Below are 20,319 nucleotides of genomic sequence, written 5' to 3'. Positions count from 1 at the left end.
GGGCGCCGCTTTTGAAAAAACCGGAGCCAACGTGGGGGAAGGGCAAACAAATGGGGAACTGCGTTGCGCTTTCCTTCGCTGGCATTATCCAGATCAGGTACGAAGGGTATCTCTCACCCGGAACGCGAATTCCAGGACCCCTAGCGAAGGCGCGAGTGTATGGCGCAGTGGTTGGTTTGTCAACGACGTTGTAGGGTGGGTTCTCGAACCCACCGGATGTCGGCTCCGACGTGTGGAGGGTTTGTAGGGTGGGCACTTGTGCCCACGCGGTCTCACCGTGTGATCGGACGCGATGCGTGAAACGGTGCGGTGTTCATGGGTACGACCGCGTGGGCACTTGTGCCCACCCTACGAAAAACAAATCAAACTTCGGCGGCTTCGCGCACCGGCGCGGCATGCTCATGGTGCGCACGCGCATGCAGCAGGTGGCGCTGCAAGGTCGATTTCGCCGAGGTCTCGATCGCGCGCCAGTAGTCGCGCCGCTGCGCCGCGCGCTTGCGGTGCTTGGATGGCATGTCGGCCAGCGGCTTGAGATAAAAGGGCAGCGAAATCAGCCACGTATCCCCGGGCAGCTCGACCCCACCCAGGATCTTCCAGAAACCGTCGTAGGCATTCGCGAAATGCTTGGCGTCCTGCGAATCGTAGGCCGGGTGCGCGGTGCACTTCACGCCCGCCACCTGCTCCATGCCCACCGCCTGGGCCACGCCCTGCATCGCGGCGAAGCAGAAGAAGCTCGGCGAGTTGTTCGGGAAAGCGTTCTCGAAGGCCTCGAAGGCGTCGCCCGAATCGGTCCAGCGGCCCTGGTTGCGGGTCACGAATGGTATCAACTCGGGCACCAGCCCCGGCGGCAGGCCGGCCACCGCGCCGTCGACCCAGGAGAACGACAAGCGGTGCAGCACCTTGCGGTCGGCCACCAGGGCAAGCGTCAGGTCGCCCTCGGCGTTCATGCGCGATGCCATCTCCAGGCGGATCAGGAACTGGCTGCCGCCTGCCTCATGCTGCCACAGCGCCAGCCCGCCGCTGGCGTACACGGCCTGCTTGTAGGCGGCATTGAAACTGGTTTCCTCGAAACGGTAGTGCGACAGCACGCACTGCACGCGCTGGCGCGCCGACAGGCCCTTGGCCAGGTAATGCCGGTGGCTCAGGTGATGGAACAGGTCGGTGTTGGCGGGCGCCGCCACGTAGTTGCGCACCACGTCGAGCTGGCACAGCGAGGCATGGTCGCGCCAGTAGCGCAGCACGCGCGCGCTGCGCAGCACCGCCATCAGGCGCGAGGTGAAGGAAACCTGGCCACGAGGGGCCGTCCAATGCTTGGCGAGGTGGGCGAAGATCATGGTCGCATTCCATAGGTGGCGGTGTCAGGCAAACTCATGGTGGCTCAGCTGCCTTCTGCGGGCGGTGAGATTGCTCAAGGGAAATAAATTCTTTGGTGCAATCTTTCCGGCGCCATGACGGGAAATAGCGAACACGTTTATGCTCCTTCGGCTCTGATTCTTGTCAAACGTAATGACATGTTTCTTACAAGAATAACATGAGCCGCGCGCGCTCCCTCCGGTTTTTGCTCGATACTGCCGGTTTATCCTCGGAGAGAACCATGGCTTACGAACTGCATTACTGGCCCAGCCTGCAGGGCCGCGGCGAATTCGTCCGGCTGGCGCTGGAAGAAGCGGGCATCGATTATGCCGATGTGGCGCGCGGCCCGCACGGCGTCGACAAGCTGATGGCGGCGCTGAAGGAAGGTCCGACGCCCCCGTTCGCGCCGCCTTTCCTGCGCGCCGGCGACCTGACGATCGGCCAGACCTCGACGATCCTGATGTTCCTCGGCGAGCGCCACGGACTGGCGCCGCAGGATGCGGCCGGGCGGCTCTGGACCCAGCAATTGCAGCTGACGATTGCCGACGTGGTGGCCGAGGCCCACGAGACCCACCATCCGGCCGGCATGAACCTGTATTACGAGGACCAGAAGCCCGAGGCTTTGCGCCGCGCGCAGGAATTCACGTCCGCGCGCATTCCGAAGTTCCTCGGCTATTTCGCGCGCGTGCTGGACGAGAAGGAGTACCTGCTGGGGCAGGACGTCACCTACGCCGACTTGTCGCTGTTCCAACTGCTGGAAGGCTTGAACTACGCCTTCCCGAAAGCGACGGCGCGCGTGCTGGCCGAGCATCCGCAACTGGAGGCGCTGCGCCGCCGCGTGGCCGAGCGCCCGCGCATCGCTGCCTACCTCGGGTCCGAGCGGCGCATTCCCTTCAACGAGGAAGGCATCTTCCGGCATTATCCGGAGCTGGACACGTAAGTCCGTTCAATCCCACTGCGGCCCGAAGTCCGGGCTGACCAGGCGCTCGCCGCGTTCGAGGGCGTCGATGGCGGCGACGTCCGTCGCGTCCAGCACGAGACCTGCAGCGGCCAGGTTACCGGCAAGGTTGGCGCGCCGGGTCGAGGACGGGATCACGGCGTAGCCCTTGGCCAGCAGCCAGGCCAGGGTCACCTGGGCCGGCGTCGCGTCCACACGCGCGGCAATCGCGCGGATGACCGGATCGTCGATCGCCTTGCCATACGCTAGCGGCATGTAGGCGGTGACGTGGATGCCGTGTTCGCGGGCAAAGGCCGCCACCGCGCGGTTCTGCAAATACGGATGCAGCTCGACCTGGTTGGTGGCGATGTTCTGCGCGCCGACCGCGGCAATGGCTTCGCGCATCAGCGGGATCGTGAAATTCGAGATGCCGATGGCGCGGGTCAGGCCGCGTTCGCGTGCTGCCATCAGCGCTTCCATCGACTCGGCCACTGGGACGGCGGCGCCGGGCGAAGGCCAGTGGATCAGGGTCAGGTCGACCGTATCCGTGCGCAGTTTGCGCAGGCTCGCTTCCAGGCTGGTGAGCAGGGCCTCGCGCGACAGATGCTCGGTCCAGATCTTGGTGGTGACGAAGACCTCGCCGCGCGGCACGCCGCTGGCTGCCAGCGCCTGGCCGACTTCGTCTTCGTTGCCGTAGATCTGGGCGGTGTCGATGTGGCGGTAGCCGAGGTCGAGGGCGTTGGCGACGCTGTCGACCGCTTGCTGGCCTCCCAGGCGGAAGGTGCCGGCGCCGATGTTGGGCATGTTCATGTGATGCTCCTTTTGGATGGGTTAAACGAGTTCTGCTGCACGTTGCGGATGTGTTGCTGCTGCTGCCGCTTGCGCATCGCGCCGGTCGAGGCGGCCGGCCAGCGTGGTCAGGGCCAGGGCGCCGAGCACGACCGCTGCGCCGATCGGCGGCGTCGCCATCAGGCCCACGTGTTCGACGATCAGCCCGCCGCCCCAGGCGCCCAGTGCAATGCCGAGGTTGAAGGCGGCGATGTTCAGGCCGGAGGCCATGTCCAGCGCCTGCGGCGCATCGCGTTCGGCGCGCTGCACCACGTACAGCTGCAAGCCCGGCACGTTGCCGAAGGCGACGGCGCCCCAGGCCAGCACGGTGACCACCACCAGCACCGGGTGCGGCGCAGTGAAGGTGAGCACGCCCAGCACGATGGCCAGCAGCGCGAACACGACCTGCAGCGCGCGCACCGGCCCCTTGCGGTCGGCCAGGCGCCCGCCCCAGATATTCCCGGCCGCCACCGACACGCCATACACCAGCATCACCAGGCCCACGCTCGAGGCTGCGAAGCCGGCGACGTCCTGCAGGATCGGCGCCAGGTAAGTGAAGGCAGTGAACGAGCCGCCATAGCCGAGCGTGGTAATCGCATACACCAGCAGCAGGCGCGGCTTCTTCAAGACCGCAAACTGCGCCGCCAGGCTGACCGGCTTGCCGGCGCCGATCGAGGCCGGCACCAGCAGCATGCTGCCGACCATGGCGATCACGCCGAGCAGGGCAACGGCCAGGAAGGTCGACTGCCAGCCGAATTGCTGGCCGATCCAGGTGCCGAGCGGCACGCCGGTGACCAGGGCAACCGTGAGGCCGGTGAACATCAGGGCAATCGCCCGCGCCGCCTTGTCTTTTGGGACCAGGCTGGTGGCGATGGTCGAACCGATCGAGAAGAAGACCCCGTGCGCGAGACCGGTCAGCACGCGTGCCGCCATCAGCGCGGCATAGCCGGGCGCGACCGAGGCAACCAGGTTACCGGCCGTGAACAGCAGCATCAGGCCGATCAAGAGGCGCTTGCGCGGCACGCGCGCGGTGAGGGCGGTCAGCACCGGGGCGCCAATGGCCACGCCCAATGCGTACAGGCTGACCAAGAGGCCGGCCGAGGGCAGCGAGACGCCGAGGCTGGCGGCAACGTCGGGAATCAGGCCGACGATGACGAATTCGGTTGTCCCGATGGCAAAGGCGCTGAGCGTTAGCGCCCATAAAGCGAGTGGCATATGTTCTCCTGTAGCCAGTGTTTGTGAATAGGCTGCAGTGTGAGCGTTACGGACGCGGAGAAAAATCCTTTGCCCTACAATACACTTTTGACTGGGAGTCACGAATGATCGACGTAGAGGCATTGATTGCATTCTCCGCAGTCATGGATGTGGGCTCGTTTTCGGGCGCCGCCGAGCGGCTGGGGCAGACGCCGTCGGGTGTCTCGCGCACTATTGCGCGCCTGGAAAAGCACCTTGGCATGACGCTGCTGCACCGGACCACGCGCCGCCTGCAGCTCACCGACGAGGGCGCCTGGCTGCTCGAGCGTGCGCGCGCCATCCTGGCCGACCTCGAGCACACCGAACTGGAGGCCGCAGCACGCCGCTCGCAACCGTCCGGCCTGGTGCGCGTGAACGCAGCCACGCCCGCGCTCGACCATCTGCTGGCGCCGCTGGTGCCGGCCTTTCTCGACGCCTACCCGCTGGTACAGCTGGAACTGACCAGCGGCGAAACCGTGGTCGATCTGATCGAGGAGCGCGCCGACCTGGCGATCCGTATCGGCCAGTTGCCGGACTCGACGCTGAACGCGCGCCGCCTCGGCAGCAGCCGCATCCGCGTGCTGGCGGCGCCAGGCTACCTGGAGCGCCACGGCACGCCGTTGAATGTGGCCGAGCTGGCGCATCACCGCCTGCTGGGATTTACCAGGCCGGCGACGCTGAATACCTGGCCGCTGGCGCACGAGGGGGCCGAGGGCTATACGATCACGCCCGCCGTCACCGCGTCCAGTGGCGAGACGGTGCGCCACCTGGCGCTGGCCGGCGCCGGCATTGCGTCGCTGTCGGATTTCCTCACCCGCGCCGACATCGCGGCCGGCAGCCTGGTGCCGGTGCTGCCTGAAGCGGCATTGCCCTGGGACCAGCCGGTGTGGGCCGTGTTCTACAAGCAGGGTGCGCTGGCGCCGCGGGTGACGGCGCTGGTGGATTTTTTGGCGCGCGAACTGGCGCCGGTGCTGGAAAACTAGCGGGGGAGCGAGAAGAATGCCGCGTTCGTTTGGCGCAACGCAGCACAGCCGCTTGTTGCACGAACTTCAAGCTGGCGCTACGCTCGAACAGCAGTGGAAAGAAACAGCGAGCGGCGTAGTACAAGAACCCACCCCAGTGGTCACCCATCCTGAAAGGAGCGCGCAACATGAGTTCGGAATCGAGTTCGACCGTTCAACCCGTCGAAGACGGCATGCACACCATCACCCCCCACCTGACCTGCGCCAACTGTCACGAGGCCATCGAGTTCTACAAAAAGGCCTTTGGCGCACGCGAAGTCATGCGCTCGCTCATGCCCGACGGGAAAATTGGCCACGCCATGCTGCGCATCGGCGACTCGCCGCTGTTCCTGGCGGACGAGTTTCCCGACTACGGCGCCTTCGGCCCGCTGGCGCTGAAAGGCTCGTCCGTCAACATCCACCTGGCCTTGCCGAATGTCGACGCGGTATGGGAGCAGGCCGTGGCCGCCGGCGCCACCGTCAAGATGGAACTGGCCGACCAGTTCTGGGGCGACCGCTACGGCCAGATCGAGGACCCGTTCGGCCACCGCTGGTCGCTGGCCCAGCACATCCGCGACGTATCGGAAGAAGAAATCCAGGAGGCCATGAAAAACATGTGCGCCTGATGGCCTGACGCCGTCACGCCGCTGCCGCGCTCAGGTGGTCGTACAGGATCAGGCTGCCGATCACGATCAGCACCACGCCGCCCATGATCTCGGCGCGCTTGCCGACCAGTGCGCCGAGTCCACGGCCCAGCATCACGCCAATCGTCACCATCACGAAGGTGGCGAAGCCGATGGCGGCCGCGGTAACGACGATGTTGGCGTCGACGAAGGCGAGGCCGGCGCCGACGATCAGGGCGTCGATACTGGTCGCCACGCCGGTGAGGGCCAGGCGCCAGAAGCCGTGGCTCGACGGCTTGTCGTCGTCGATGTCGGGCGCGCTGAAGCCTTCGCGGATCATGCGCAAACCGAGCAGGCCGAGCAGGACAAAGGCGATCCAGTGGTCCCAGGCCTGGACGTAGGGCGCCGCCGCATTGCCGAGCACCCAGCCAAGAAGCGGCGTCAGGCCCTCGATCACGCCGAAGATCAGGCCGGTGCGCAAGGCTTCGCGCAGCTGCGGACGCTGCAGTGCAGCACCCTTGCCGACAGCGGCGGCAAAGGCATCGGTGGACATGGCCAGGGCGAGCGAGGCGGTGGCGGCGACATTCATGGAAAGCTTTCTGTCGGGCGAACGCAAAGGCAGGCCCGCGCGGCCCGAACACGCACGCAGGCTTGCCAAAGGTCTTGCCAACCGACAGGGCACGGGCTCATGGACAAGATGGTGAACACGCGCGCTTGGCTGCCTGTACCACGGCCCTGTGTGTTTGCTGGCCGAGTATGTTGATACAGGAACTTCCTGAGAGGAAGCAGGCTACTCCCCAATGGGAGCCGACATTATAACCGAGCCCCAAGCTCATCCATCAGCGCGTCCGATGTGAACATTTGCACAAGCAGCTAAACTATGGGGCAGGCGGCCGCCGGTCGCCGTCGCACATGCAGCTCATGCGGCAAACGCGGCAAACGCGGCAAACGCGGTAACTGCAGCGCCACTCACCGATGCACAGGAGGCAGTTTGGACACCATTGACCACGACAGCGGCATGCACGACATCGACATCGTCATCGTTCCGCCCACGCACGACCTCGGCGACGGCTTCAAGGTACGCCGCGCGCTGCCCAGCCGCCAGCGGCGCATGGTCGGTCCCTTCGTCTTCCTCGACCAGATGGGCCCGCACGTGTTCACGCCCGGCCAGGGCCTGGACGTGCGTCCGCACCCGCACGTCTGCCTGGCCACCGTCACTTACCTGTTCAGCGGAGAAATCCTGCACCGCGACAGCCTGGGCAGCGTGCAGGCAATCCAGCCTGGCGCGGTCAACTGGATGACGGCCGGGCGCGGCATCGTCCACTCCGAGCGCACCGCGGCCGAGCGCCGCCAGGCGGGTTCCGACCTGTTCGGCCTGCAATGCTGGGTGGCGCTGCCGCGCGCTGTCGAGGAAAGCGATCCCGCCTTTGCCCACATCGGCAAGGGCGAGCTGCCTTTCATCGAGGACGGCGGCGTCAGCGCGCGCGTGGTCGCCGGCAGCTACTGGGGCAAGAAGGCGCCGGTACCGACCCATTCCGACATGTTCTACGTCGACCTGACCCTGCAGCCCGGTGCACGCATCGCCATGCCGGCCGAGTACCACGAGCAGGCCCTGTACATCGTCGAGGGCAGCATCGATCTCGGCCGCGATGGCGTGTTCGAGGCCGGGCAGTTGGTGGTGCTCAAACCCGAAACCGAAGTCATCCTGCGCGCACCGGGGCCGGGGCGTACGCGCGCCATGCTGCTCGGCGGCGAACCGATGGACGGCCCGCGCTACCTGTCCTGGAACTTCGTCGCCAGTTCCGCCGAGCGCATCGAACAGGCGCGCGAAGACTGGCGCAACGGCGCCTTTCCGCAGGTACCGGGCGAAGCCGAATTCATCCCGCTGCCGGATACAGTGGGCAAGCCGGTGCACTATCCCTGACCCAAACCACTGACCTTGACATCAAGGCAGCACCCTTACCGGACCACACAAGTCAATCATGCAACTTTCCGCACACTCCGCCCAAGGCCAAGAGCCTGCCGATACGTCGCAGGTTCTGCGCATCGCCGCCTTTTCCGACGGTCTCGAAGGCGGCAACCCGGCCGGCGTCTGGATCGGCGCCGCGCTGCCGCCCGAGGCCGAAATGCAGCGTATCGCCCACGCCATCGGCTTTTCCGAAACCGCCTTTGCCGCGCCGCTGGACACTGCATCAGCAGAGGGCGGCTACCGGGTCCGCTATTTCTCGCCCGAAGCCGAGGTGCCGTTCTGCGGCCACGCCACCATCGCCCTCGGCGCCGCGCTGGCAGCCGCGCGTGGCGACGGCGTGTATCCGCTGGCGCTGAACGACGCCCGCATCACCGTCGAAGGCCGGCGCCACGCCGGGCACAGTGGCGAAAGTGGCGCGGGCGGGGAGGGGCAGGGTGCATCCGGCCTGGTCTCGGCCGCCCTGCAGTCGCCGCCCACGCGCAGCGCGCCGGCGCCGCAACACGTCGTCAAACGCGCCCTGGCCCTGTTCGGCTACCGCCAGGACGACCTCGATCCGCGCATCCCGCCGGCCCTGGCCCACGCCGGCGCCGGCCACCTGGTGCTGGCCCTGCGCAGCCGTGCGCTGCTGGCGGCGATGCAGTACGAGCTGGATGCGGGCCGTATCTTCATGCGCGAACTCGGCATCGTGACCGTGGTGCTGGCCTGGGCCGAGACCGACACGCTGTTTCACACGCGTAATCCCTTCGCCGCCGGCGGCGTGTATGAAGACCCGGCCACCGGCGCCGGCACCGCGGCCCTGGCCGGCTACCTGCGCGACCTGGGGTGGCCGCACGGCGGCCAGATCGACGTGGTGCAGGGCGAAGACATGGGCATGCGCTCGCGCCTGCGCGCCGGTTTCGATAACACCCCGGGCGGATCGATTCGCGTGTCCGGCACGGCACGTTCCATGTGAGACGTATACCCGAGTATTGACGAGCGTGGGTATTAGCAGGTAGTTAGCACAGACATTCCAAGAATATTGAATAGAAGGCAAAAAGTGCTTCTTATTGACGTTTTGCTTACATTCGGAAGATTGATAATGGTCAATAACAGCCGTTAGCCAACATCACTTCTCAAGGAATGTCCTGTCATGGAAATGCGTACCCCAGCAATGTTTTCCGCAACTCCCTCGCGCCCGGAAATGCCGACCGAGCGCCTGCCGTTTACGATCCGCCGGGTCGAGAACGAGGACAGCCTGAAGAAAGCCGTTGCCATCCGCCACGCCGCCTATGCGCGCCACGTGCCCGAGTTCGCGCGTTCGCTGGCCCTGCCGGAAGCCTGCGACTATGAAGAAGACACCGTGGTCCTGCTGGCCGAGTCCCGCCTCGACGGCACGCCGCTGGGCACGGCGCGCATCCGCACCAACATCCACCACCCTCTGCACATCGAGGAATCGGTGGTGCTGCCGGAGTGGCTGCAGGGCCGCAGCCTGGGCGAGGTCGAGCGCCTCGGCGTGGGCGAGGGCCGCATCGGCCACATGGTGAAGGTGGCATTGGTGAAAGCCTTCTTCGAGTACTTCGAGAAGACCGGCATCGAATACGCCGTGATCGCCGGCCGCGCTCCGGTCGACCGCCACTACGAGCAGCTGCTGTTCACCGACGTCTTTGGCGACAAGGAAATGGTGCCGCTGCGCCATGCCGGCAACATGCCGCACCGCGTGATGGCCTTCGAGATCGCCAGTGGCGAAGCGCGCTGGAGCGCCGCCAGGCACCCGTTGCTGAAGTTCTTCCGCCATACGCATCACCCAGATATTCATGTCGGCGTTGCAAGTGGGGTCAACCCGGGGCGTGGCGTGCAGGCGACACCTGCCGTGCCGCAGGCGCCGATTTCGGCTTCGCTGGGCCAGCTGGCCGCTGCCTGAGCAAATATTGCATGACGGCATGTAGTCCAGGCTGTATCCTGACCAGGTGAAGCGCGCTGGCAGCCGGCTGGCGCTTGTCCGTCCGATTCGTCCAGCCTATGCCCCAGCCGTCCACGCCCGCACGACCTTCTTTATCCGTGTATCTCGACCGCCTGTTCACGGCGGGCATGCACTTGCTGTCGGTCTACCTGGTGCCGATCGGCGTGGCCCTGGTGTCGATCCTGGCCCTGGCTTCCTGGAACAGCCATTACGTCGCCAGGGGTGATGTGGTGCTGCCGCTGCGCGTGCTGGCCGAGCGCGGTCCGGCGCTGTCCCCCGAAGAAGCCCTGCGCCAACTGGCCCACCGCCATGCGGTCGAGCGCTACGACACCCACCTTTCCGAAGCCCCGCTCTGGTTCGCCCTGCGCCCGCAGGTCCAGGGCGAGGGACCGCAAGTCATCGAATTTCCTTCGCGCCACGCCATCGATATCCGCTGCTGGGACGGCGCCAGCGGGCAAGCCCTGGGCTTTGCCTCGCATGAAGCCTCGAGCGGCGCCATGAGCCCGGCCAAGGCCGGCTTCGTGCTCAGGCCCCAGGCCATGCCGGCCGACATCGTCTGCCGCGCCCGCTTCACCGGCCCGGCGCGCGTCAGCGCCGTGCAATGGCCGGCCGCCGAGATGACCCTCTCGGTCCAGCAATTCCACCGCAAGTCCGGCCTGCTCGACGGCGGCATGATCGTGTTGAGCCTGTTCATCCTGATCACGGCCCTGATCAACCGCCAGCTGCTGTACCTGCAATTTGCGGTCTGGCTGATCCTGAACCTGCGCGTCGGCGCCATCTCCGCCGGCTGGGATATCCAGTGGCTGGGCCAGGAATTGCCGCAAGCCTGGCTGGCGCCGAGCCGCGCCGTGACCACGGCCCTGTACGGGATCGCCACCATGGCCCTGTACTTCAAGCTGTTCGGCGAGGAACTCGCGCGCAGCCGCGTGGCCGTGCCGTTGCGGGTGGCGCAGGGCCTGTGCCTGTGCCTGCTGCCGATGGCGCTGCTGCTGCCTTTCAGCATTTACTTGCCGGCGATGTGGGTGCTGGTCGCCCCCGGCCTGGCCCTGATGACGGTCGGCCTGTTCGGCATCATGCGCAATGCCCAGGCGCGGGTGGCGATGTGGTTCGCGGCATCGTTCGCCGTCACCTTCATGTCGACCCTGGCCGAGGTGATTTCCGCCGCCGTCGGCCTGCGCGAAATGCTGGGCGTGGTCAACAGCGTCACTGCCGCCCTGGCGTCGAGCCTGCTGGCGGCGCTGGCGGTGGCCGAACAAATGCGTCTCGAGACGCAAAAACGGATTGCGGTCCAGGCCGAGCTGGAACACGCCTACGAGGCGATGCCGGTGGGCCTGTTCACGCTCGATCTGTACGGCAGCTTCCTGTCGGCCAATCCTGCCCTGTGCCGCATGCTCGATTGCGCGCTGCCCGGGTCGGCCTCGGCCTCGGCGTCCGGGTTCGAGTCCGGTCCGCAGGCCGATCGCAGCCGTATCCTGTGGCAGCAGTTCTTCGACGACCAGTCCTGGTTCCACCTGCGCGAACAGGTGCACCTGCAGACGAATATCGAGATGGAACTTGCCAGCCGCGACGGCGAGCGCCGCTTCCTGGTGCGCGCGACCCTGGCCCATGGCCGAATCGAAGGCGTGCTGGAAGACATCACCGAAAAGACCAAGGCCACCGAGCAACTGCGCTTCATGGCCAACAACGATCCGCTGACCAAGGTCTTCAACCGGCGCGGCATCGAAAAGACGTTCGAGGGGGCGGCGTCGTCGCTGGCCTCGGGCAAGCCCCTGTCGGTGGCCTACATCGACCTCGACCGCTTCAAGCTGATCAACGATCTGTTCGGCCACGCGGCCGGCGACGAAGTCCTGAAGCAGGTCTGCGAACGGATGGCGATGATGCTGGCCGGCGGCCAGCAGATCGGCCGCGTTGGCGGCGACGAATTCGTGATCGTCATGCCGGACACGGCCATTCCGCTGGCGTCCCTGATCTGCAGCGGCATCGTCGAGCGCATCGGCGGCACGCCTTACCGCGTCGGCGACAAGGCTTTCCATGTGCGCGGCTCGGTCGGCCTGATCGAGGTGTCGCACGGCATGCCGATGAAGGACGCCATCTCCACTGCCGACCGCGCCTGCCGCGAAGCCAAGGAATCGAGCGACGGCCTGGTGGTGTACGAGCGCAACGCGCGCGCCTTCCACGAGCGCGAGGCCGAGCTGAACCTGGTGGCCAAGCTGCAGGGACCGCAGGCGACCGAAGGGCTGTTCCTCGAGATGCAGCCGATCATGTCCCTGAAGAACCCGCACGATTCGCTCAACTTCGAGGTGCTGTTGCGCATGCGCGGTCCTGACGGCAGCGTGCTGCCGGCCGGCCCGCTGATCGGCGCGGCCGAGAAGTGCGGGCGCGCCGGCGTGATCGACCGCTGGGTGCTGTCCAGCACCCTGGCCTGGATTGCCGAAAACGTGCAGAAACTGCCGCATACCCGCTTCGTGTGCATGAATCTGTCGGGCGCCTCGCTCAACGACGAGCGCTTCGTGCAGGACACGCTGGAGATTTTGGCGCGCCACGTGCATGTAACCAGCCGCCTGTGCATGGAGATCACCGAAAGCGTGGCCCTGCACGACCTCGACAACACGCGCCGCTTCATCGACCAGGTGCGCAACTTCGGCGTGAAGGTGGCGCTGGACGACTTCGGCGCCGGCTATACCTCGTTCTCTTACCTGAAGGAATTGCCGGCCGACGTGCTGAAAATCGACGGCAATTTCATTGTCAACATTAACGCCCATCCGGCCAACGTGGCCATCGTCGAGGCCATCGTCAACCTGGCGGTGAACCTGGGCATGAAGACGATTGCCGAATGGGCCGAAGACGCGGCCACGGTGCAGACCCTGGCCGAGATCGGCGTCGACTACGTGCAGGGCTGGGCCGTGTCGCGCTCGCTGGCGCCGGAACGCATGCTGGGGGCGCCGTCCTCGGCCAGTTTCATCCAGGACGAGGAGTTGCTGGAGATGTTGCCGACGCTGGGGGCGGGCGGGGCGCTGGACTTGCGCGGATTCATGCGCATGGGCTAGCGCGGCTGCATCAATGCATGCCCGGTAGAACTGCTTACGCTAGCGGCTGGTCACCAGCTGGGTGCGGTCGGCGTCGCTCAGCAACAATTGCGCGCGCGCCGCCTTCAGGGTGGCGACGTCGCGCGCCAGCGGACGGTCGCGTTGCGGCATGCGCGGGCGCCAGTCGTGCTGCTGCTGCATGCGCGGCGACGCAGCGAAGCGCTGGACCGGCTCGGCTTGCGGCTGCTCGGCGCTCGGGGCTGCCTGCATGTCGTAGGCGGCATCCTGGACAGCAGCGGGTGACGCAGTGGAAACGGCGCCAGGAGCGGATGCGGCGGTGCTGACCATGCGCGTGGCGCGGGCGCCGCTTTCGCATGGCTGGTCGGTCAGCGTGACGTTGCCCGCGCGGTCGACGCACTTCAGGATCTCGGATCCTGCCAGCGCGGCAGGGGCGGCCGCCAGGGCGGCAAGGGTCAAGCTCAGCGTGGCCAGGTGTTTCATGATTGGCTCCTTGTTCGATGGAGCCATTCTCCCGGCCGAGGCCGCCTGTCTCTGTTAGGTGACTCACCGTGGGTGGAAAATTGTCAAAAAAACCACGGATGAGTTAGCCCGGCCGGCGCCGGCAGCCCGGCTGGCTGGATCAACGCCGTCAGGCGCCTACCAGCTGGGCAAAGCGCGACAGGTCCACATTCCCGCCGCTGATCAGGACGCCCACGCGCTTGCCGGCTACGGGAGCGCCGGCCGCGGGGTACACGCCGTGCAGGGCCGCCGCCGCCCCCAGGCAGCCGGTCGGCTCGACCACCATCTTCATGCGCTCGGCGAAGAACTTCATGGTCTCCACCAGCTGCGCATCGCTGACGGTGACGATGTCGTCCACACGGCGGCGAATGACCTCGAAATTGTGCGCGCCGATGTGGGTGACCATGGCGCCGTCGGCAATCGTATCCGGCACGCCGATGTGCACGATTTCTCCCTTGCGCAGCGATTGCTGGCCGTCGTTGCCGGCTTCCGGCTCGACGCCGATCACCTTGCAATCCGGCGCCAGGCCGGACGCGGCCAGCGCACTGCCCGCCAGCAGCCCGCCGCCGCCGAGCGGCACCAGCAGCACGTCGAGCGGACCGGCTTCTTCGAACAGTTCCTTCGCCGCCGTGCCCTGGCCGCAGATCACGTCCGGGTGGTCGTAGGGCGGGATCAGGGTCATTCCGCGTTCTTCGGCCAGGCGGCGGCCGATCTCTTCGCGGTTTTCGGTATAGCGGTCGTAGAAGATCACTTCGCCGCCGTATTCCTTCGTCGCCTGCACCTTCAGGGCCGGCGCATCCTTCGGCATGATGATGGTGGCGCGGATGCCGGCCAGGCGCGCCGACAGGGCGATGGCCTGGGCGTGGTTCCCCGACGAGAAGGTCAGCACGCCGGCCGCGCGCTGGGCATCGGTGAAGCGCGCGATGGCGTTAAAGGCGCCGCGGAACTTGAAGGCGCCCATGCGCTGGTAGTTTTCGCACTTGAAGAACACGGTCGCATTCGCGCGCGCGTCGAAGGTGGTCGAAGTGAGCACCGGCGTGCGGTGGGCGGCGCCTTCGAGGCGTGCGGCGGCCTGTTCGACGTCGCTGTACTGCAGGGAAGTGGTCATGTCAGGTAAGGGAAAAAGAACATCAGGAAGCCAGCGGCAGGGCCAGCTGCACCAGCAGGCCGCCGCCTTCGCGGTTGCGCACCGTGAGTTCGGCATTGTGGCGGCTGACCACGCGCTCGACGATCGCCAGGCCGAGGCCGGCGCCGTTCGCCTGGCCGCGCGCCGTGTCCAGGCGCGTGAAGGGCTTCAGCAGCTGGTTGATCTGGTCCTCGGGGACGCCGGGGCCATGGTCGCCGATCTCGACCACCGCGCGCCGGCCCTGCGGCGTGCTGCGGATGTGGCAGGCGAAGTCGATATCGGTATGGTCCTGGTCCGGCGTGCGGGCGTAGCGGCGCGCATTCTCGACCACGTTGTTGAACACGCGCCGCAAGTCGGTCTCGTTGCCGAGCACGACGACGCCTTCTTCGATGTCGGTATGGGTGCGCACGTCGGGCATGCGCGCCGCGTGCATGGCGCTGTCGGCCAGCAGGCCGGAGAGATCGATGGCGACGAAGCTGGCGGCTTCGGTCGGCTTGGCGTAGTCGAGGAACTGGCCGATGATGGCGTCCATCTGGGCGATGTCGGACTGCATGCCTTCGCGCGCATCCTGCGACAGGTTCGCCATCTCCAGTTCGAGCTGCATGCGCGCCAGCGGCGTGCGCAAATCGTGCGAAATGCCGGCCAAAATCACGGCGCGGTCTTTCTCCACCTGGGCCAGATCCTCGACCATCTGGTTGAAGCTTCGGTTGGCCTCGATGATCTCCTGCGGGCCCTTTTCCGGCAGCGGCGCCGGGCGCTCGCCCTTGGCAAAGGCGCGCGTGGCGGCAGTCAGGCGCGCCAGCGGCAGGTTGATCAGGCTCGAGATCAGCGCCGCACCGAGCAGCGACAGCAGGCCCACCACGCTGGCCCAGCCCAGCCACTGCACGCGCGTCAGACCGGCCAGGCGCTCGCGTTCGAGCATCAGCCAGTACTGGTCGTCGTCGATATTAAAACTGATCCAGAAGCCGGCCGAGCCGTTCACGCGGCTGGAAAAGCGCGTCTGCTGGCCGAGTTTTTCGCGCACGGCGGCGGCAATGTCGGGCATCAGCGCGTTCGCCGGCGGCGGGTCGACCTGGTCGGTGTCCTCCAGCGTAAAGATGCGGATGCCTTCGTTCGACACCAGCTCCAGCAGTAGTTCGCGGCGCAGCTCGGGCGCCGAGTGGGTCAGCGCCGCCTTGGTGATGGTGACCACCGAAACCACCAGTTCGGCGGTCTGCTGCACCTGCGGCCCGCGCTGGAACACGTTCAGCATGCCGATCCACGAGCCCATCGACAGCGCCGTGAGCAGGGACATCAGGAAGAAGGTGCGCCAGAACAGGCCGCTGCGCGTCCAGGGCATGCGGCCCGGACGCGACGAAGAAGGCGATGCGAACACTAGCGCGGCTGTCCTTCAGGGATGAACACGTAGCCCAGGCCCCAGACGGTCTGGATGTAGAGCGGGCTCGATGGATCGGGTTCGATGAGTTTACGCAGGCGCGAGATCTGCACGTCGAGCGAACGGTCGAAGACTTCGTATTCGCGGCCTCTGGCGAGTTCCATCAGCTTTTCGCGCGAGAGCGGCTGGCGCGCGTGGCGCGCGAACACCTTCAGCACCGAGAATTCGCCGGTGGTCAGGGGCACGGTTTCGCCGTTCTTTTTCAGGGTGCGGGTGCCGAGGTCGAGCACGAACTGGCCGAACTCGAAGGTCTGCGGGGTTTCCGACGGCGCACCCGGGATTTCGTCCGGGCCCTTGCGGCGCAGGACGGCGCCGATGCGCGCCACCAGCTCGCGCGGGTTGAAGGGTTTCGGCAGGTAGTCGTCGGCGCCCATTTCCAGGCCGACGATGCGGTCGACGTCCTCGCCCTTTGCAGTGAGCATGATGATCGGGGTCTGGTCGCCGGCGCCGCGCAGGCGGCGGCAGATCGACAGGCCGTCTTCGCCCGGCAGCATCAAATCGAGCACCAGCAGGTCGTAGCGCTCGCGCAGCCAGAGCTTGTTCATGGCCGGCGCGCTTTCGGCGGTGACGACCTGGAAGCCTTGTTCGGTGAGGTAGCGGCGCAGCAGGTCGCGCAGGCGCACGTCGTCGTCGACGACCATGATCTTTGCGCTATGGCTGCCGGTGCTGACCGGGGTGGCCGGGTTCGGGTTGGACGATGTATTCATATGCTGTCAATTTGTCAGATTCGTATCGCTATGGTAACTTCACTGCCGCTTCGAGGTAGGTGTTACGGGCAGGGCATTACATTGTGTTACAAACTTTACCCAATTGGTCTTATACCCATCGGGCATTCCACATACACTGGGACCCATCGAAGCTTATCTGTTTATCCGGCATCGCGGAAGAGGAACACCATGACAAACGCGCTCACTAAAACCAATGCAGCAGCCCGGGGCCAAGGCTCCCGGTTCGCCCGCCTGGCGCGCCGTGGTCTCGCCGTCTGCATGCTTGCCTGCGTCGGCCTCGGCGCCGCGCATGCACAGGGCCAAGGCCGCCGCGACGACATTCAGCCACCGCCGCCGGCACGTGCCGACCGTTATCCGGCGCCGCAAATCGACGGGCGCGAACAGCGCGGATATGATCACATGCGTGACCAGCAGCGCGAGCAGCAGCGCATGATGGACGACCAGCAGCAGCGGCGCCAGCAGATGCAGGAACAGTCGTCGCGCGAAGGCCGGCGCGAAGGGCGCCTGACGCCCGACGAGCGGCGCGACCTGCGGCGCCAGATCAACGAGGCCGGGGCGGACATCTACCCGAATGCGCGCCGCCGCTGAGGCTGCTTGCGTTGGACAGAAAGCCGGGCTTGCCCGGCTTTTTCATTGGTAGCGCCAAACGGCTCGCCTGGCCTGTCGATTGCGGTCACTACGTATTGACGCCGAACCCGATGTTGTGTTTAGGCGAAACATTGCCGTTCGTTATCCAAAAGATTGCCGTTTGTTATTCATTAATGACTAACAACATGGTAGGCTTTGCGTTTAACCCTTGACGCTTTGTTAAGGGCAGGTCATTCACCTGGAGCGCGAACGTGTCCGATTCTGCTGTTGCCACTTCTCCCGCCGCGCCGGTGACGCGCTTTGCATCCAGCGGTCCCGAACACTGCCTCGAGCGCCGCCCCGACGGCGTCTTTGCCGATCCCGCCGTGCTCGGCACCACCGTCCTGGCCGCAGTCGACAGCGTGCTGCGCTCCGGCCGCTACTTCACCGGCCTGAACTACCCGGTCCTGCTGAAAGCCCTGTTCGATACCGGACCCAATCTGCCGCTCGGCCCCGACGGCGTGCCGCTGGTGCGCCTGGCCGACGACATCGTGCCCTTCAACCTGCAGCGCCGCCCCTTGTATCGCTCAGTGCGCATTGCCGGTGCCGAGGCCGAGTACATGTTCGAACCGGTGCACCTGGGCGGCGCCGACGGCCAGCCCGAAGTGCCGGTGCGCCTGGACATCGACGAATTCGTGGCCGACATGTGGGTCAAGGGCATCCGCTTCGGCATCGACATCGGCGCCGTGCGCAGCGCCATCGCCAGCGGCAATGCCGGCCGCGTCGTGGTTGCGCGGCGCCTGGAGCCGGTGCCGGGCGACGATGCTACCGTGATCGAGGTCTCCGAGGATATCCACCGCAGCAATGCGCCGCGCCAGCTGGCCAACGGCAAGCTCGACCTGATGTGCTTCCAGAACCGCTTCCCGCAGGTAAAGGGCGGCACGCGCCTGCTGCAAAAACTGCCGCCCAAGGTCGGCACGGCGGGCTTCGAGCTGTCCGGCGCGCGCATCGAGCCGGCCGTCCCGCGCGACCTCGATTTTTCGACCTACGCCGGCGACGGCACCAGCATCGACAAGGGGCGCGACGGCGAATACCTGGTCGCCACCCGCACCGGTTTCCTGAACGTGGACGCGAAGACGCGCCAGATCTCGGTGGGCGACAAGATCGTCAGCCGCGACGGTGTCAGCGCCAGGACCACCGGCAACCTGCAACTGACCGGCGACTACGAGGAATTCGGCGACGTCCAGGAAAAGCGCGTCATCGAAGGCACCAGCATCACGGTGCACGGCGACGTGTACGGCGAACTGGTCTCGCGCGGCGGCACCGTGCGCCTGCGCGCCAACCTGGTCGGCGGACGCGCCACCAGCAAGGCCGGCGACATCGTGGTCGACGGCGTGGCGTCGTCGGCGCAGATCGCGACCCTGGCCGGCACGGTCACCCTGCAGCGCGCCGAGAACTGTGTGATCTCCGCTACCCGGGTGCGCATCGAGCATGCGGTAAATTGCGAGATCATCGCCGACGAACTGCACCTCGGCCGCGCCGAAGGCTGCGCACTGGCCGCGCGCAACATCCGCATCGACGCCACCGCGCCGTGGCGCGACAGCGAGATGCTGGTCTACGCCATGGCCGCCGACTGCGGCCGCATCGACGAGGTGCTGGGCCAGGTGCGCGCGCGCCTGGCGCAGATTGCCGGCGTCGTGCACCACCACAAGACCGAACTGGCGCACCTGTGCGCCCGCCCCGAGGTGCGCAAGTACCTGGAGATCGCCGGCAAGGTGCGCAGCGGCGAGATGAGCCTGAACCCGGCGCAGAACGCCCAGTTCCGCCAGATGGGGCAGGTGGTGGCGCCGGACCTGCAGAAGATCGGCGAAGTCTCGAACGCGCGCAAGGCCGCCGAGGCCGAGCAGACCGAAGGGCAGGCCCTGCTGGGACGCTTCGAGGCCCAGCGCTCCGAACGCGCCGCCTTTACGCGCGTGCACATCGGCCACCTGGCCGGCGACACGCAGGTGCGCATGCTGCCCTACGATCCGGACGGCGCCTGCTTCTACCACCTGGCGCCGCGCGAGATCAAGCTGCGCCTGCGCGGGGCCGAGGGCACGCGCCTGCATGCCGGCGTCGGCAGCGGCTACCAATGGAACAATGGCGAGGCTGTGCAGGCAACTTGATGTTGCAGTAAAAAATGATGCTTGGAAATGTTGACTGCTCTCAACAAGGGAGCAGCCGGCGCGACGTAGCATGGTGGCTGGATCGACAGGGGACCATCATGCACAAGGACATCATGCTGCACCGCCCAACGGGCAAGGACTTCCTCAGCTTCACCCTCGGCGGCCTGGAATACGGGCTCGATTTCGGCAAGGTGCAGGAACTGCGCGTGCTCAAGTCGCTCGAGCGCTTCGCCGAAGGCCGCGAGATCGTCGAAGGCGTGGCGGTATCGCGCGGCGTCATCATGCCGATCGTCGACATGCGCGCCGCCTTCTGCGGCCACCCGGTGGCCACCACGCCGACGACCGACGTCATTATCCTGAAACTCTCGACCTGCGTCATGGGGATGGTGGTCGATGGCGTGACCGATGTCGTTACCCTGGGGGCGGAACAGATTTCGCCGATCCCCGGCGCGGACGGCGGCGCGATCGATTACCTGATCGGGCTGGGGGTGACGAATGGGCGGCGGCTGATACTGGTGGATATCGACAGGCTGATGTCGATTAATAACGGAGCGCGGCGGCAGGTGGCTTGATTGCCGGCTTTGCCCTTGATCATCCGGTGGTACCGCGTGGGCACAAGTGCCCACCCTACCGATTCGGCGGTGAAACCTGGTGGGTATGAATACCCACCCTACGTCAATCGGGATTCTGTAGGGTGGGCTCTCGAGCCCACGCGGTACAGCGCAAGATCATTCGAACATCATGCACAGATAGATTTTACGTAGGGTGGGCTCTCGAGCCCACGCGGTACAGCGCAAAATCATTCGAACATCATGCAGAAATAGAGAACCGTATCTATGGACTCCACCCGTTTTGCAAGAAGAAGATTGA

Annotated in this window: 18 protein-coding genes and 2 riboswitches; of the genes, 10 read left to right on the top strand and 8 right to left on the bottom strand. The window is 66.1% G+C overall.

The window, feature by feature from the left end; genetic code table 11:
• Positions 1-53 precede the first annotated feature (53 nt).
• Positions 54-152: riboswitch (TPP riboswitch) on the bottom strand.
• A gap of 210 nt (positions 153-362) precedes the next feature.
• Positions 363-1,334 (bottom strand): DUF535 family protein, encoded by a 972-nt coding sequence (locus QWL29_RS11325; RefSeq protein ID WP_305822997.1) that lies wholly within the window; start codon positions 1,332-1,334, stop codon positions 363-365.
• Between the two features lie 260 nt (positions 1,335-1,594).
• Between QWL29_RS11325 and QWL29_RS11320 the strand changes: the two genes are divergently transcribed.
• Positions 1,595-2,293, top strand: coding sequence for a glutathione S-transferase (locus QWL29_RS11320; protein WP_305822996.1), 699 nt, complete (start codon positions 1,595-1,597; stop codon positions 2,291-2,293).
• Between the two features lie 6 nt (positions 2,294-2,299).
• On the opposite strand, the gene dkgB is transcribed toward QWL29_RS11320, so the two are convergent.
• Both dkgB and QWL29_RS11310 read right to left on the bottom strand, forming a co-directional pair.
• On the bottom strand, positions 2,300-3,100 hold the full coding sequence (dkgB, locus tag QWL29_RS11315) for a 2,5-didehydrogluconate reductase DkgB (RefSeq protein ID WP_305822995.1): 801 nt from the start codon (positions 3,098-3,100) through the stop codon (positions 2,300-2,302).
• 21 nt (positions 3,101-3,121) lie between these two features.
• A complete protein-coding gene (locus QWL29_RS11310; RefSeq protein ID WP_305822994.1) occupies positions 3,122-4,333 on the bottom strand; it encodes an MFS transporter in 1,212 nt (403 codons plus the stop codon).
• 104 nt (positions 4,334-4,437) lie between these two features.
• Here QWL29_RS11310 and QWL29_RS11305 point away from each other — a divergent pair, with 104 nt between their 5' ends.
• Together QWL29_RS11305 and QWL29_RS11300 are read left to right on the top strand one after the other, a co-directional pair.
• Positions 4,438-5,334: a LysR family transcriptional regulator gene (locus QWL29_RS11305; RefSeq protein ID WP_305822993.1), complete on the top strand. Its 897-nt coding sequence runs from the start codon at positions 4,438-4,440 to the stop codon at positions 5,332-5,334.
• Positions 5,335-5,501: 167 nt separating this feature from the next.
• On the top strand, positions 5,502-5,978 hold the full coding sequence (locus QWL29_RS11300; protein ID WP_305822992.1) for a VOC family protein: 477 nt from the start codon (positions 5,502-5,504) through the stop codon (positions 5,976-5,978).
• 13 nt (positions 5,979-5,991) lie between these two features.
• Here the strand turns inward: QWL29_RS11300 and mntP are convergent, their stop codons facing one another.
• The gene (gene mntP, locus QWL29_RS11295) at positions 5,992-6,564 is read right to left on the bottom strand and encodes a manganese efflux pump MntP (protein WP_305822991.1); all 573 of its coding nucleotides are present in this window, start codon (positions 6,562-6,564) and stop codon (positions 5,992-5,994) included.
• A gap of 31 nt (positions 6,565-6,595) precedes the next feature.
• Positions 6,596-6,786: riboswitch (yybP-ykoY riboswitch) on the bottom strand.
• A gap of 207 nt (positions 6,787-6,993) precedes the next feature.
• Between mntP and QWL29_RS11290 the strand changes: the two genes are divergently transcribed.
• The 4 genes from QWL29_RS11290 to QWL29_RS11275 all read left to right on the top strand — a co-directional run bounded on the left by QWL29_RS11290 (position 6,994) and on the right by QWL29_RS11275 (position 12,930).
• Positions 6,994-7,899 (top strand): pirin family protein, encoded by a 906-nt coding sequence (locus QWL29_RS11290; RefSeq protein WP_305823096.1) that lies wholly within the window; start codon positions 6,994-6,996, stop codon positions 7,897-7,899.
• 58 nt (positions 7,900-7,957) lie between these two features.
• Complete coding sequence (locus QWL29_RS11285; protein WP_305822990.1) at positions 7,958-8,896, top strand: PhzF family phenazine biosynthesis protein; 939 nt, start codon at positions 7,958-7,960, stop codon at positions 8,894-8,896.
• Between the two features lie 177 nt (positions 8,897-9,073).
• Positions 9,074-9,844: a GNAT family N-acetyltransferase gene (locus tag QWL29_RS11280; RefSeq protein WP_305822989.1), complete on the top strand. Its 771-nt coding sequence runs from the start codon at positions 9,074-9,076 to the stop codon at positions 9,842-9,844.
• A 98-nt stretch (positions 9,845-9,942) separates the two neighbouring features.
• Positions 9,943-12,930 carry an EAL domain-containing protein gene (locus tag QWL29_RS11275; RefSeq protein ID WP_305822988.1) on the top strand — a complete coding sequence of 996 codons (2,988 nt, stop codon included), beginning with the start codon at positions 9,943-9,945 and terminating at the stop codon, positions 12,928-12,930.
• Positions 12,931-12,969: 39 nt separating this feature from the next.
• On the opposite strand, the gene QWL29_RS11270 is transcribed toward QWL29_RS11275, so the two are convergent.
• From QWL29_RS11270 to ompR, 4 genes are all read right to left on the bottom strand, one after another.
• Positions 12,970-13,410: a DUF4124 domain-containing protein gene (locus QWL29_RS11270; protein WP_305822987.1), complete on the bottom strand. Its 441-nt coding sequence runs from the start codon at positions 13,408-13,410 to the stop codon at positions 12,970-12,972.
• Positions 13,411-13,558: 148 nt separating this feature from the next.
• Entirely contained in the window at positions 13,559-14,536 is a 978-nt protein-coding gene (locus QWL29_RS11265; protein ID WP_305822986.1) for a threo-3-hydroxy-L-aspartate ammonia-lyase, read from the bottom strand.
• Between the two features lie 22 nt (positions 14,537-14,558).
• Positions 14,559-15,893 (bottom strand): sensor histidine kinase family protein, encoded by a 1,335-nt coding sequence (locus QWL29_RS11260; protein WP_305823095.1) that lies wholly within the window; start codon positions 15,891-15,893, stop codon positions 14,559-14,561.
• A 35-nt stretch (positions 15,894-15,928) separates the two neighbouring features.
• Positions 15,929-16,696: an osmolarity response regulator transcription factor OmpR gene (ompR, locus tag QWL29_RS11255; protein ID WP_305822985.1), complete on the bottom strand. Its 768-nt coding sequence runs from the start codon at positions 16,694-16,696 to the stop codon at positions 15,929-15,931.
• Positions 16,697-16,885: 189 nt separating this feature from the next.
• Here ompR and QWL29_RS11250 point away from each other — a divergent pair, with 189 nt between their 5' ends.
• From QWL29_RS11250 to QWL29_RS11240, 3 genes are all read left to right on the top strand, one after another.
• Positions 16,886-17,305, top strand: a complete 420-nt coding sequence (locus QWL29_RS11250; RefSeq protein WP_305822984.1) for a hypothetical protein — start codon at positions 16,886-16,888, stop codon at positions 17,303-17,305.
• 251 nt (positions 17,306-17,556) lie between these two features.
• Positions 17,557-19,449 (top strand): flagellar assembly protein A, encoded by a 1,893-nt coding sequence (locus QWL29_RS11245; protein WP_305822983.1) that lies wholly within the window; start codon positions 17,557-17,559, stop codon positions 19,447-19,449.
• A 98-nt stretch (positions 19,450-19,547) separates the two neighbouring features.
• A complete protein-coding gene (locus tag QWL29_RS11240; protein WP_305822982.1) occupies positions 19,548-20,021 on the top strand; it encodes a chemotaxis protein CheW in 474 nt (157 codons plus the stop codon).
• Positions 20,022-20,319 lie beyond the last annotated feature (298 nt).

The organism is Massilia brevitalea (genome assembly GCF_030711405.1).
Classification (GTDB): domain Bacteria; phylum Pseudomonadota; class Gammaproteobacteria; order Burkholderiales; family Burkholderiaceae_D; genus Telluria; species Telluria brevitalea.
This window is presented reverse-complemented; position numbering and strand designations above follow the sequence as displayed.

Excerpts from the sequence above, each read along its gene's own strand:
- QWL29_RS11325 (WP_305822997.1), bottom strand. The coding sequence starts at position 1,334 with ATGATCTTCGCCCACCTCGCCAAGCATTGGACGGCCCCTCGTGGCCAG.
- QWL29_RS11265 (WP_305822986.1), bottom strand. The coding sequence starts at position 14,536 with ATGACCACTTCCCTGCAGTACAGCGACGTCGAACAGGCCGCCGCACGC.
- mntP (WP_305822991.1), bottom strand. The coding sequence starts at position 6,564 with ATGAATGTCGCCGCCACCGCCTCGCTCGCCCTGGCCATGTCCACCGAT.
- dkgB (WP_305822995.1), bottom strand. The coding sequence starts at position 3,100 with ATGAACATGCCCAACATCGGCGCCGGCACCTTCCGCCTGGGAGGCCAG.
- QWL29_RS11285 (WP_305822990.1), top strand. The coding sequence starts at position 7,958 with ATGCAACTTTCCGCACACTCCGCCCAAGGCCAAGAGCCTGCCGATACG.
- QWL29_RS11300 (WP_305822992.1), top strand. The coding sequence starts at position 5,502 with ATGAGTTCGGAATCGAGTTCGACCGTTCAACCCGTCGAAGACGGCATG.
- QWL29_RS11320 (WP_305822996.1), top strand. The coding sequence starts at position 1,595 with ATGGCTTACGAACTGCATTACTGGCCCAGCCTGCAGGGCCGCGGCGAA.
- QWL29_RS11290 (WP_305823096.1), top strand. The coding sequence starts at position 6,994 with ATGCACGACATCGACATCGTCATCGTTCCGCCCACGCACGACCTCGGC.
- QWL29_RS11275 (WP_305822988.1), top strand. The coding sequence starts at position 9,943 with ATGCCCCAGCCGTCCACGCCCGCACGACCTTCTTTATCCGTGTATCTC.
- QWL29_RS11310 (WP_305822994.1), bottom strand. The coding sequence starts at position 4,333 with ATGCCACTCGCTTTATGGGCGCTAACGCTCAGCGCCTTTGCCATCGGG.
- QWL29_RS11240 (WP_305822982.1), top strand. The coding sequence starts at position 19,548 with ATGCACAAGGACATCATGCTGCACCGCCCAACGGGCAAGGACTTCCTC.
- QWL29_RS11280 (WP_305822989.1), top strand. The coding sequence starts at position 9,074 with ATGGAAATGCGTACCCCAGCAATGTTTTCCGCAACTCCCTCGCGCCCG.
- ompR (WP_305822985.1), bottom strand. The coding sequence starts at position 16,696 with ATGAATACATCGTCCAACCCGAACCCGGCCACCCCGGTCAGCACCGGC.
- QWL29_RS11305 (WP_305822993.1), top strand. The coding sequence starts at position 4,438 with ATGATCGACGTAGAGGCATTGATTGCATTCTCCGCAGTCATGGATGTG.
- QWL29_RS11270 (WP_305822987.1), bottom strand. The coding sequence starts at position 13,410 with ATGAAACACCTGGCCACGCTGAGCTTGACCCTTGCCGCCCTGGCGGCC.
- QWL29_RS11260 (WP_305823095.1), bottom strand. The coding sequence starts at position 15,893 with ATGCCCTGGACGCGCAGCGGCCTGTTCTGGCGCACCTTCTTCCTGATG.
- QWL29_RS11250 (WP_305822984.1), top strand. The coding sequence starts at position 16,886 with ATGACAAACGCGCTCACTAAAACCAATGCAGCAGCCCGGGGCCAAGGC.